The organism is Streptomyces yaizuensis (assembly GCF_034961445.1).
GTDB classification, from domain to species: Bacteria; Actinomycetota; Actinomycetes; order Streptomycetales; family Streptomycetaceae; genus Streptomyces; species Streptomyces yaizuensis.
Genome location: NZ_BSBI01000005.1, coordinates 312,627 through 324,000, shown reverse-complemented (window position 1 = coordinate 324,000; position 11,374 = coordinate 312,627). Strand labels below are relative to the sequence as shown.

10 protein-coding genes are annotated in these 11,374 nt (G+C 74.8%); 3 read left to right on the top strand and 7 right to left on the bottom strand.

From position 1 onward, the window contains the following. The 3 genes from fdxA to SYYSPA8_RS15075 all read left to right on the top strand — a co-directional run bounded on the left by fdxA (position 1) and on the right by SYYSPA8_RS15075 (position 4,546). Complete coding sequence (gene fdxA, locus SYYSPA8_RS15085; protein ID WP_323447662.1) at positions 1 to 327, top strand: ferredoxin; 327 nt, start codon at positions 1 to 3, stop codon at positions 325 to 327. A 314-nt stretch (positions 328 to 641) separates the two neighbouring features. After that, positions 642 to 1,706 (top strand): AfsA-related hotdog domain-containing protein, encoded by a 1,065-nt coding sequence (locus SYYSPA8_RS15080; protein ID WP_323447661.1) that lies wholly within the window; start codon positions 642 to 644, stop codon positions 1,704 to 1,706. Positions 1,707 to 1,795: 89 nt separating this feature from the next. Further along, a complete protein-coding gene (locus SYYSPA8_RS15075) occupies positions 1,796 to 4,546 on the top strand; it encodes an AfsR/SARP family transcriptional regulator (RefSeq protein ID WP_323447808.1) in 2,751 nt (916 codons plus the stop codon). Between the two features lie 642 nt (positions 4,547 to 5,188). On the opposite strand, the gene SYYSPA8_RS15070 is transcribed toward SYYSPA8_RS15075, so the two are convergent. The 7 genes from SYYSPA8_RS15070 to SYYSPA8_RS15040 form a co-directional block, all read right to left on the bottom strand. After that, positions 5,189 to 6,208 carry an alpha/beta fold hydrolase gene (locus SYYSPA8_RS15070; RefSeq protein ID WP_323447660.1) on the bottom strand — a complete coding sequence of 340 codons (1,020 nt, stop codon included), beginning with the start codon at positions 6,206 to 6,208 and terminating at the stop codon, positions 5,189 to 5,191. A 3-nt stretch (positions 6,209 to 6,211) separates the two neighbouring features. After that, complete coding sequence (locus SYYSPA8_RS15065) at positions 6,212 to 6,454, bottom strand: hypothetical protein (RefSeq protein WP_323447659.1); 243 nt, start codon at positions 6,452 to 6,454, stop codon at positions 6,212 to 6,214. A gap of 130 nt (positions 6,455 to 6,584) precedes the next feature. After that, positions 6,585 to 7,655, bottom strand: a complete 1,071-nt coding sequence (locus tag SYYSPA8_RS15060) for an alpha/beta fold hydrolase (RefSeq protein WP_323447658.1) — start codon at positions 7,653 to 7,655, stop codon at positions 6,585 to 6,587. A gap of 512 nt (positions 7,656 to 8,167) precedes the next feature. Next, positions 8,168 to 9,097: a 4'-phosphopantetheinyl transferase superfamily protein gene (locus SYYSPA8_RS15055; RefSeq protein WP_323447657.1), complete on the bottom strand. Its 930-nt coding sequence runs from the start codon at positions 9,095 to 9,097 to the stop codon at positions 8,168 to 8,170. Continuing rightward, the gene (locus tag SYYSPA8_RS15050; protein ID WP_323447656.1) at positions 9,030 to 9,887 is read right to left on the bottom strand and encodes a 2-oxo acid dehydrogenase subunit E2; all 858 of its coding nucleotides are present in this window, start codon (positions 9,885 to 9,887) and stop codon (positions 9,030 to 9,032) included. The genes SYYSPA8_RS15055 and SYYSPA8_RS15050 overlap by 68 nt, the downstream gene beginning before the upstream one ends. Next, the gene (locus SYYSPA8_RS15045) at positions 9,884 to 10,111 is read right to left on the bottom strand and encodes an acyl carrier protein (RefSeq protein WP_323447655.1); all 228 of its coding nucleotides are present in this window, start codon (positions 10,109 to 10,111) and stop codon (positions 9,884 to 9,886) included. The genes SYYSPA8_RS15050 and SYYSPA8_RS15045 overlap by 4 nt, the downstream gene beginning before the upstream one ends. A gap of 133 nt (positions 10,112 to 10,244) precedes the next feature. Then, positions 10,245 to 11,285, bottom strand: coding sequence for a 3-oxoacyl-ACP synthase III family protein (locus SYYSPA8_RS15040; RefSeq protein WP_323447654.1), 1,041 nt, complete (start codon positions 11,283 to 11,285; stop codon positions 10,245 to 10,247). Between the last annotated feature and the right edge of the window lie 89 nt (positions 11,286 to 11,374).

The window sequence follows — 11,374 nt, the reverse complement described above, 5'->3', positions numbered from 1 at the left end:
ATGACGTATGTGATCGCCCAGCCCTGCGTCGACGTCAAGGACCGGGCCTGCATCGACGAATGCCCGGTCGACTGCATCTACGAGGGCCCCCGCAAGCTCTACATCCAGCCCGACGAATGCGTGGACTGCGGCGCCTGTGAACCCGTCTGCCCGGTCGAGGCCATCTTCTTCGCCGACGACGTGCCCGCGGAGTGGGAGGAGTACCGCACGGCGGACACCGAGATCTTTGCGACGATCGGCTCCCCGGGCGGGGCCAGTGGCGCGGGGCCCCTGGCCGACGACCACCCCCTGGTGGCGGCCCGGCCCGCCCTGGAACCCCAGCCCTGAAGGCTGGATCAGGTCATTTACCCGAGCCGGCCGACCGGAAGACAGCCCAGTACAGTACCGGTCCAGAACGAGTCCAGAGCGATTGCAGCGGCACGGGAGAACGTGGTGGCGGTGGCGGAATCACGCCACCGCCCTTGTTCTTCACGGCTCCCGCGGCATCCACCGCGCGGGCCGTCGCCCGCCCGTCCGGCAGCCCGGTGGATCGCCTCGGGGGAGCCGGGCGTGAGCGGCCCTGGGGCGGCGGAGCACCCGCCGCACGATCGACGATCGCTCAAGTCCCCGGCAGGGCCGGAGGACACATCGAAGGAGCTGGAATGGACATCGTGTTCGATGCCGCCGCCGCACCCGTCGGCTCTCCCGCGCCTCCCGTCGCACGCGCCCCGGCCGGCCCCCCGTCCCTCTCCCCGGCGGGCTCCCCCCTCCATCTGCTGCACAGACCCGTCACCCCGGAGGGATTCCTGCTCGACGCGACCGCACCGGTCGAACAGCACTTCGCGCTCTCCGCGGAACTCCCCGAGGGGCACGGCGTCTTCAACGACGGACCCGGCACCTTCCACGATCTCCTCTTCGCCGCCGAGTCCCTCCGCCAGGCCACCCACTTCGTCGCCCACCAGTACTTCCGGGTCCCCGCCGAGCGTCCCGCCGTCTTCGTCTCCAGCGGCATGGACATCGCGGACCTCACCCCCTGGCGACGGACCGGCCGCCCCGCCCATATGACCCTCGACATCACCCTCACCCCCGTCGACGTGGTCAACGGGATCCCGCGCGGCCTCGACTGCCGGGGCGCCGTCGCCATCGACGGCACGCCCTGCGGCGGCGGCACCGCCCGGCTCCTCTTCCTGATGCCCCGGGTCTACCGCGCCCACCGCGAACTCGGCCGCCGCGAAAGCCTCCAGGGAAACGTATCTGCCGAGGCATCGGGGTCGGCACCGGCACCGGCGGGGACCACCGGCCGGCCGGCCGTGGGACCGGACCGGGTCGCCCGCGACGACCCCGGCAATGTCCTCGTCGGACCACCGCTGCGGGCCATCGACGGAGAGTTCGTCCTGCCGGTCGCCGCCGCGCCCGGCCATGAACTGTTCGACGGCGGCGCCGAGGGACACATCCCCGGCCCCGTCTTCCTGGAGGCGTCGCGCCAGGCGGCCCTGATCGTCGCCGCCGAACTCCACGGCTTCAGCCCCGCCCACGCCGTCCTCACCCACTGGTGGGCGTCCTTCCGCGGCTTCGGCGAAACAGATCTGCCCCTCACCTGCACCATCACCGCCCGCGACCCGCTCAGGGACACCGCGGGCCGCCCCACCGTCCGTACGCGGATCGCCTTCAGCCAGGGCAGTCGTGTCCTGGCCACCGCGACGGCCACCCTGCTCCAGGACTGCTGAACCATCACGGGCCCCCACCCCATCCCCCACTCCCCGTCGCCACCGAGAGGAGCCTCTTCATGCGTTTCCGGGTTTTGGGGCCGGTGAGCATGTCTCCCCGCACCCCATCCGCCGCGAAGCCGCGCGCGCTGCTCGCCACCCTGCTGGTACGGGTCGGCGAGGTCGTGCCCGCCCACAGCCTGATCGACGAACTGTGGGGCACCGAGCCGCCGCGGACCGCCACCACCACCCTCCAGGTGTACGTCTCCCAGCTCCGGAAGGTCCTCGCCGAGGACGGCACCACGCCCGGCCCGGCGACCCCGCCGCCCGCCGCCCACCCCGGCGGCCTGCTGCTCACCCGCGCACCGGGCTATCTGCTCCAGCTCCCCGACAAGGAGAACGAGTTCGACCTGCCGCGCTTCGAACGGCTGCGGACCGACGGCCGCACCGCCTACCAGCAACGCGACTTCTCGCACGCCTCCGTGCTGCTGCACCGGGCTCTCGACCTGTGGGCCGGACCCGCGCTCTCCGGGATCCCCCACGGCGTACGGCTCGAATCCGCCGCGATCCGCCTGGACGAACTGCGCATGGAGGTCCTGGAACAGCGGATCGTCGCCGACCTCCGCCTCGGCCGCCACCAGGAACTCGCCGGCGAACTCCTCGCCCTCGCCAACGAGCACCCGCTCCGCGAGACCCTGCACGGACACCTCATGGTCGCCCTCTACCGCACCGGCAGGGGCTCCGACGCCCTGCGGGTGTACGGCAGGCTGCGCCACTCCCTCGTCGAGGAACTGGGCGTCGAACCCGGCCCCGGCCTCGCCCGGCTCCACGAACGCGTCCTGCGCCGCGACCCGTCGCTCGACTGGCGCCCGCCGCGCCCCGTGCCGGCGCCGGACGGCCGCCCCGAGCGCGGCACCCCCGGCGACACCGCCCGCCGCCCCGCCCCCACCCCGCCGGTGCTGCCCGCCGAGGCCCCCGGCTTCGTCGGCCGCCACGAGGAACTGGCCTACGGGGAACGCGTCCTGCGCGGCCGCACCGGCCAGAACCCCGTACGCATACTCGCCGTCTCCGGCCGGGCCGGCGTCGGCAAGTCGGCGCTGGCGCTGCGGCTCGCCCACCGCATGGGCGAACTCTTCCCCGACGGACGGCTCCTGGTGAACCTGCGCGGCGCCCAGGGCCGCCCGCTGACCCCCGCCCAGGCCGCGGCCGCCGTCCTGCGCCGGCTCTCCGGCGACACGCCCGGCGACCGCACGGCCGCCTCCGCCGACGCCACCGAACTGGCCGCCCGCGTCCGCCAGGCCCTGCACAACCGGCGCGTCCTGCTCGTCCTGGACGACGTCTCGGCCGAGGAACAGATCCGTCCGCTGCTGCCGCCCACCGAGGGCAGCGCGATCGTCCTCACCGGCCGCCGCACCGCCGCCGCGCTCGACGGCGCCGAACACCTGGTCCTCGGCGCCGTACGCCCCGACGAAGCCGTCGAACTGCTGCTCACGGCGGCGGGGGAGCGGATCACCGACGACCCCGCCGCAGCGGCCGAGATCGCCCGGCTCTGCGGCTATCTGCCGCTCGCGCTGCGGGTCGCCGCCGCCGCCCTGACCGCCCGCCCGCACACCACCGCCGCCGCCCTCGCCGAACGGCTCCGCGACGAACGCACCCGCCTCGGCGTGCTGCGCGAGGGCGACCTCGACCTCCGCACCAGCCTGCTGACCGGCTACCAGGAGGCAGGACCCGCCCAGCAGCGGGCGTTCCGGCTGCTCACCCTCGCCCCCGCACAGGACTTCGCCGGCTGGACCGCCGCCGCCCTCCTCGACACCGGACCCGCCGCGGCCGAGGAACTCGCCGAGGAACTCGTCCGCGCGCAGCTCCTGGAGGCACGGCCCGGCGGCCGCCCGCCCCGCTACGGCTTCCACTCGCTGCTGCGGGTACTGGCCGTGGAACTGCGCGAGGCCGAGACGGCCCGGGAACGCGACGGCGGCCGCACCCGGCGGGCCGTGGAACGGCTCTGCCACGCCTACCTGGCCCTGGCCCGGTACGCCGACGGCCGGCTCGCCCCCGGCCGCGACTGGCGCGGCCGGCCCCCGGGCCGGGAAGCACGCCCAGGCGCCCCGGCGGTCCTCGCCGACGGCGCGTCCGTCGTCGGCGAAGGACCCCTGCGCTGGTTCCAGGACGAGGCCACCGGCCTCGTCGAAGCCGTCCGCCAGGCCCACGCGGCGGGACTGTGGCGCCTGGTGTGGGAACTCGCCGACAGCGCCACCGGCTACTTCCACGCCTGCGCCGCCTGGGACGAGTGGGAGGAGACCCACCGCCTCGCGCTCGATGCCGCGCTGCGGGCCGGCGACACGGCGGCGGAAGCCGCGGTCCGCTACTCCCTGGGCGGCCTCGCCTGGCAGCGCCGGGAGGCCCACCGGGCGCTGGCCCACTACACGACCGCCCAGCACTGCTTCGACCGGGTACGCGACCGGATCGGCTCGGCCCGCTGCCGGATCGGGGTGGCCGACATCCTCCTCGGCCAGGACCGGCTGGGGCCCGCCGCGCGCCGCTACGGGCGGGCCCTCGCCCTGTGCACGGCGGCCCGCGACCTGTGGGGCGGGGTGGCCGCGCTCAACGGGCTCGCCCTGGTCAATCTGCGGCTGGGCCGGCGGGAGACCGCGATGGGCCAGCTCGCGCAGTGCCGCAGGGCGGCGGAGCGGCTGGGGGACCGCCGCTGGGCCGAGTACACCCGTCGTACCGAGGCCCGGGTGGCGGCCACTTCCGTACGCCGCCCCGCGGCCCAGGCGGTCGAGGTCCGCCCGGGCATGTGGCTGATCGGCTCCCCGCCACCGTCCCGGCTCCCTGCCCCGGCCCCGGCACTGGCCGGCTGAGCCCGCGGACCGGCTTCCCGACCCGCGTCCCGCCGACCTGGCGACCTGCGGTTCCGCTGTCCTGCCGGCCCGGCCGCCGGGCCGGGCCCGAACCGCGCTTCCCGGGACCGCGCGGGCCTGGGCCCTCCCGTCCGGATCCTGCCGGGCCCACGTGCCCTGGCGCCGCTCCCCCTGGGCCCTTCGGCCCGGGTGGGGGTACCCCTGCCCTCCGCGTTGCGATCCGTCCCCCCGCGCCCCTGGGGCCCGGGGAGATACCGTCTCTCGTCCGCCGGGGGTCAGGGGGACCCCACCCCTCATCCGCCGACGGGCCCGGGGGAGACCCCACGCACCAGACCCGCTCCCTGAGCCGACCTGATCCGGAAAATGGATCTGGTGTCCCGGGACGGCGCGGTGGAGTGTCTTCTGCGGAGTGCGGTCGCGGCGGTGTTCTTGTGCCGGGAAGCCGGACCGGATCCGGGGGTCGGCCGGTTCCCGCCGCCCTGGTCCGGGTGTTGACGTGCCTCCACCCCGGTCGGGGGAGGCGGGCTCCCGGACCCCCGGCGCCCTGGCGCGGCGGGGCGCCCGACCCCCGGATCCGGGCCCGGACGTGACGGTGCCGGGGCGGACGAGGTCCGCCCCGGCACCCCGCCGGGTACGGGCGGATCAGCCCACGGCGCGGGGCCCGGCGGGTTCGCTGGGGCCGGGCTCCCGGTGGCGCTGGTTGCGGAGCAGCCGGCGCCACTCCTCCGCGACGAACGGCGCGGGCTCGGTCGTCTCGATGAAGTCGTGCAGCACGGACAGGAAGCGCTGGGGGTCGGCCCGGAAGGGGAAGTGCCCCGCCTCCTCGAACATCTCCAGCCTGCTGCCCGGCATCGAGACATGGCCCAGGCTCGCCTGGACCGCCGGGATCACCACGTCCCGGCCGCCCCACACGATCATCGTCGGCATGCCCCTGGTCAGATAGCTGCGGTCGAGCAGCGTCGCCACCTGCCCCCGCCAGTCCACCCCGGCGCGCAGGGTCCGCACGAAGGCGCCCCGCGAGCCCGCGTCCGGCAGCGAGTCGATCGCGCGCAGCAACTCCGCCGCGTCCACGCCGAGATCGGTGTCGAAGGTCCGCAGCAGACGCAGGTACTGCTCCAGCTGCCAGCGCACGGTCGGCAGCCGCAGCGCCGCCAGGACCAGGGAGGCACCCGGCAGGGTCGCCGCCCGCAGCAGCGGCGTGAGCCGGCGGCCGAGGCCGCCGCTGGCGACCAGCACAAGACGCTCGGTGCGCTCGGGGAACTGGTAGGCGAACTGCGCGGCGACCGCGCCGCCGAGGGAGTGCCCCACCAGGGTCGCCCGCTCCACGCCGAGGGCGCTCAGGAGGTCGCGGATGCCGTTGGCGTACGCGCCGGGGGAGTAGTCGCCCCGGGGTTTCGCGGAGGCCCCGTGGCCCTGGAGGTCGGGTGCGATCACCCGGTACCGCCCGGCCAGTGAGGGAAGGACCTCGGCCCAGGTGGACGAGGAGTCCCCGATGCCGTGGATGAGGACGACGGCGTCGCCCCGGCCCGCCATCCGGTACGCCTGGCGGTAGCCGTGCAGGGCGCGTGTACGCAGCCGGACCTCGTTCCCGGGCACGGCGCGCGGCCGGGGCGCACGGGGCGCCCTGGACGGCCGGGAACGGCCGCCGGTGGTGCCGGTCACGGGTCAGTCCTCCCGGGGGTCCCGGCCGGAGCCGTCGCCGTCCCCGCCGTCCCCGAAGTCGGCACCGGCCGGGGCGGCCTGGGCGGCAGCGGCGTTCATGGACGGCTGCCCCTCGGTCTCCCCGAAGTCGAGCAGGCCTCCGAAGCCGGGATCGATGCCCAGCGACGCGAGGGAGCGCCAGGGAAGGACGGTGCCCTGGGCCGCGGTGTGCAGCCGGTTACGGGGACGGGTGGTCGTAGCGGACATGGCAACCGCCTCTCGGTCGCTGTACATGGGTGCGCCCGGACGGGCGTGGCGCCGGTGGCCGGGTACGGCCGTCGCGGAGCCGGGGGGAGGGCCGGGGGCCGCTCCGTGTGTGCCTGGGTCGTGAGACGGCCTAGGGTCCGGCCGTGACCGGTGGCGGGGCCGGTACGGGCGCGGGGCCGGGCCCGCCGCCGAACCGGGCCCGCAGCAGCGAGCCGATCAGCCAGCCCCGCATCGGCCCGAGGTGCGCGGGGGAGCCGTGCACGTCGTCGAACTCCTTGAAGCGCACCCGGGGCAGCGCCGCCGCCAGCAGCCGCTGGTCCCCCGCGGGGATGATCTCGTCCCGGGAGCTGACGACGTAACCGACGGGGACGCGCACCGACGCCAGGGTGTCCGGGCCGAGCGGGAAGTCCTGGAGCAGCCGGCGCAGGGCGTCCTCGTCGGCCGTGCCGGTGAGCCGGCGCAGTGTCTCCACGGTGATGCCGGGCACCCGGGGCCACCACCGCGGGTCGGAGAAGAATCCGGCCACGGGGGCACCGACGGTGTGGACGCTGCGGATCCGGGGGTCGTGGGCGGCGGCCCGCAGGGCGAGATGGCCGCTGAAGCTGAGCCCGAGGACATGGGTCCGCTCGACGCGGGCCCTCCCCGCCAGCCGGTCCAGCAGGAACGGCAGCAGCCGCCAGGAGTCCGGCCCGTACCGCAGGGTGTTCTCGCCGACGCCGGGCATCTCGGTCGCCACCGCCGCCCAGCCGAGCCGGGCCAGCTTCGGGAGCAGGGGGGCCCACTGCTCCTTCACGCTGACGATGCCGCCCGAGACGACGACGAGCGGCCTGCGGCGGCGGGCGTCGAGCCCGGCCGTCCAGCAGGCCACGGTGCCGTCGGGGTGGTCGAGGACGAGCCGGCCGATGCCCCGCCGCCGGCGCCAGTCGTCGAAGGTGCGGACGCAGTTGGCCTGCGCGCGGGCCCGGTCCGTGTCCCCGTGGTGGGGGAAGCGGGCGAGGGCGTAGCGGCGGCAGGCGTCCAGGGGCCGGCCGGCGCGGGCCAGCCGGTCGGCCTCGGCCGTCCAGACGCGGGCCCAGGAGGCGGGGTGCCCCGGCTCGTCGTTGGTGATCCGTGGCAGCACCGCCGCCACCTGGCGTTCGGTGATGCCCTGACCGCGGGCGTGCAGCCGGGCGAACGCCTTCAGCTCGTCGAGATGGTCCATGGCGTGCCGTCCTTAAGTCTCCCTCGGAACCGAGGGCCCCGTGCCAGGTGTGCCGGCCGGGGGCCGTTCCTGGGATGTGCGCCGTGCGGAGCCGTGCCGTGCTGTCGGTCCGTACCGTTCCGGCAGGGGCCGGATGGTGCCGTTCCGCCGCCGCCCGGCGGGAGACCGCGAGCACTGTGGCGGCCGCGTGATACGGGCGGGCGCCGTGCCGGGGTGGGGGGATGTGCCCCGGTCGAGCGCCCGCCCGGAGACAAATCTGCCGCCTGCCCCTTAAGGAACGCTTGTCGCCCGCCGGAGCGTGCGCCCGGACCCGTGCCGGACCCGGGCCGGAGCCGTGCCGGACCCGGGCCGGAGCCGTGCGGACGGACGGAAGGGCGCCGTGGCCAAAGGGAGTGCTTCCCTTTGGCCACGGCGCCCTTCAGCCGGTCGCCCGGCCGGCGCCGGATCGCCGTCGGCCCTGCCCTGCCCGCCCTGCCTGCCCTGACGCATCCGGCGTGGCCCTGACAACGTCGTCAGCGTGCGAACGCGCCCCGCGCCCACTCGCCGCCGTCGCTCCACACATCGGTGTCCGAGCCGGCCGTGCTGTCTGTGGGGTCCTCGTCCTCGCCCAGGGCCTCGGTCAGCAGGTCCACCACATGCGGATCGAGCATGGTCTTGGCCGCCGTGTCCCGCACGCCGCCGAAACCGGAATCGCTCACCGCGACACTGACGGCATAGCCGCCGGCCACCGAGAAGGTGCCGAACTCCCACTCGACACCTGTGCCGGGTGCGCCGTCCGGGGCGAGTACCCGGGTGGGCTGACCGTCGGGACCGAACCCGAAGTCGGTGAAGCGGAAGCGCAGCCCCTGGCCGATCGCCTTGCTGTACGCCTCCTTGAGGGTCCACAGCCGCACCAGGGCCGCGCCCCGCTCCTCGGGCGGCAGCCGGGCCAGCGCGCCCAGTTCGTGCGGGGTGCAGACATGCCGGTGCAGCCCCCGGGTGTAGAGCGGGCGGTCCTCGCGTTCGGCGTCCACGCCGATCAGACCCCGGGTGGTGAGGCCGATCAGCAGCAGGTCCTCGGTATGGCTGAGACTGATGTCCACGGCGTCGCAGCCGCGCAGATAGGGCCGGCCGGTGGGGCCGTAGCCGAGTTCGATGACCTGCGGCGGCACCCGCAGTGCCACCGCCGCCGCGAACTTCAGCAGCATCCGCGAGGCGGCGAACCGCATCCGCACATCCGGGTGCGTCATCTCCAGATAGCGTTCCCAGTCCCGGCCGAGCAGGGTCCGCAGCCGCGGCCCGCCGGTCTGGTCGGGCCGCCAGTCGGCGAGCCGGGCGTGCAGCACCGCGACCGAGCGCTCCTCCAGATCGGCGCGGACCCGGTCCCAGGCACCGTCACGTCCGGAGATCTTGACCGGTTCCCCGAACGAAGGTCTGGAAGCCGTCCCCCTTCGCGCCGTCATCGAACTCCTCCAAGGTGGTCTTGAGATCGCCGAGCACATCCGCGGCCGCCGCGCCGTCGATGATCCGGTGGTCGAACGTGAGCCCGAGCCGCATCACCGGGGCGACCGTGACCCGTCCGTCCCGGACGACGGCCCGGTCCACGACCCGGCCCGCGCACAGGGTGACGGCGGTGCCGCCGCTGGAGTGGAAGCCGTCCACCGGCCGGTGGCCGAGCGAACTGACCGAGACCGTGCCGAAGACGGCGGGCCGGCGGCGCGGATCGCGCAGGGCCGCGGCGAAGGCGAGCCGCCCCAGCGGCGCCGGCAGCCGGCCCAGCAGCCGCACCCCCCGGAACTCCGGCAGTTCGGCGGCCCCCGGGCCGCGATAGCGCTCGATCCGCTCCTGGATCTCGGCAAGAGCGGCGCTCTCCAGCCCCGGGAGCAGCGCGGAGAGCACCGTCCGCTCCCCGTCCACGGTCCGGTCCAGGGCCAGCTTGGCGGTGACCCCGGGGAAGCGGACGGTACGCGGCCCGCGCGCCCCGAACGGCCGGGGCGCCAGCGCGGCGTTCGCCGCCGGATGCCGGTGCAGCACCCGGCCGGCCGCGTACAGCAGATACGCGACCACGGACGAGCGCCGCCCCTCGGCACGGGCGGCGGCCCGGTGCGCCTCGACCCGGCTCATGTCGATGTCCGTGTCCAGGTGCACGGGCCGCTGTCGCGCCGCGTGTTCCAGGAAGTAGAGCGTGTGGGCGCGGCGCCGCTCGGAGTGCGTCCGCGCCGGGTCCCGCGCGGATCCGGCGGACCCGCTCATGTCCGTACCGCCAGCTGGTAGATCTCCTGGAGGCTGCGGGCCTCCAGGAGCCGCCCGACCGGTAGCGGCCGGCCGGTGGTCTGTTCCAGGACGGTGACGAGTTTCAGCAGGTAGAGGGAGTCCCACTCGGGGAGTTGATCGAGGTCGGACTCGACCTCGTGGTCCTGGAGCGGCATGCCCAGCTCGTCCCTGACGAGGCGGACGAAGTCGTCGATGGTCTGCATCGGTGGTGCCCTCCCGGGCGGCGCGGAACGGATGGGGGAACGGACGGAAAGCGGGTGGGGAGCGGACGGGCCCGTCCCGGCGGGAGTCGACGGGACGGCCCGGAGCCACGGTGTACGACGGGGGTGCCGGCCGTCAGGCTTTCTCCAGCGCGAAACCGGATTTGATCCATTTGCTGGACTCGACGGCGACGGCAAGCGCTCTCTGACCCTCCGTCATTTGTCCTACGAGAGCGTCCAGTTGCAGGAAGGGAAGGGCGTTTCCATTGTTGCCCGTGTCCGCGACGCACGACACCTCGACGGCGCCCGGCAGGTTCAATCGCTGGGTGATACGCCGCGTCATATGACCGGAAAGCTGCGGCGGAAGGAGGAAGTCCACATCGTCCGTGGACCAGCCGAGATCCTCCAGCAGCTCCCAGAGGATCTCCTCGGCGATGACCGGGACGGACTCCTCGATAGCCTTGTAGTCCTCCCGTACCGCCTGCCGGTCCTCGTGCCGGTCGGCCAGCCCGAACCAGTCGATGACCTGGCCGGGCTCCCGGCCCAGGCCGGTGAAGCGGTTGAGCACCCGCCGCACCGCGATCCGCTGCCCGCGCGGCTCGGCGGTGAGCACCGCCGCGCCCGCGCCGTCCCCGAAGAGCACATAGTTGACGAGGTCGCTCGGCGGGGCGCCGGACAGATCGCGGTCGAGTTCCAGGTGCTTGCTGCACACATCGCCGCCGATCACCAGGCCGGCGCGGTAACCGCCGCCCGTGATCAGCGTACGGCCCAGCTCCAGCGCCTGGACCGCGCCCGCACAGCCCGACTGGAGCTGATAGGTCGGGATCTGGTCCAGACCCAGCAGATCCGCGACGGTGTTCACGGTCGCGGGCATCAGATGGTCCGGGGTCGCGGTGCCCATCACCACGAACTCGATCTCCTCGGGGGCCACCCGGGAGGCGGCGATGGCCCGCTCGCCCGCCTGCGCGCACAGATCGGCGAGCGACCAGCGGACCTCACCGCTGTCCAGATCGCGGGCGAAGTGCCGGGTCCGGGTCCCGATGAAGACATCGATCCACTCGTCGTTGACGCCGAGTGTCTTGGCCAGTTTGGTGTTGTCCACCGGATCGCCCGGCAGGGCCGTGCCGACGGCGGCGAGATACGCCACCGCCCCGGGGGACGCCTGGGGTGACTGCATCGTGCGGTCCTTTCTGTCCTAGGCCGTTTCTTACGGATCTTGCTGGGGCTCGCGTGCCCTGGTGCCGCACTCCCCCTGGGCCTTGCGGC

Coding starts and splice junctions, on each gene's coding strand:
- fdxA (WP_323447662.1), top strand. CDS start 1: ATGACGTATGTGATCGCCCAGCCCTGCGTCGACGTCAAGGACCGGGCC.
- SYYSPA8_RS15080 (WP_323447661.1), top strand. CDS start 642: ATGGACATCGTGTTCGATGCCGCCGCCGCACCCGTCGGCTCTCCCGCG.
- SYYSPA8_RS15075 (WP_323447808.1), top strand. CDS start 1,796: ATGTCTCCCCGCACCCCATCCGCCGCGAAGCCGCGCGCGCTGCTCGCC.
- SYYSPA8_RS15065 (WP_323447659.1), bottom strand. CDS start 6,454: ATGTCCGCTACGACCACCCGTCCCCGTAACCGGCTGCACACCGCGGCC.
- SYYSPA8_RS15060 (WP_323447658.1), bottom strand. CDS start 7,655: ATGGACCATCTCGACGAGCTGAAGGCGTTCGCCCGGCTGCACGCCCGC.
- SYYSPA8_RS15055 (WP_323447657.1), bottom strand. CDS start 9,097: ATGACGGCGCGAAGGGGGACGGCTTCCAGACCTTCGTTCGGGGAACCG.
- SYYSPA8_RS15050 (WP_323447656.1), bottom strand. CDS start 9,887: ATGAGCGGGTCCGCCGGATCCGCGCGGGACCCGGCGCGGACGCACTCC.
- SYYSPA8_RS15045 (WP_323447655.1), bottom strand. CDS start 10,111: ATGCAGACCATCGACGACTTCGTCCGCCTCGTCAGGGACGAGCTGGGC.
- SYYSPA8_RS15040 (WP_323447654.1), bottom strand. CDS start 11,285: ATGCAGTCACCCCAGGCGTCCCCCGGGGCGGTGGCGTATCTCGCCGCC.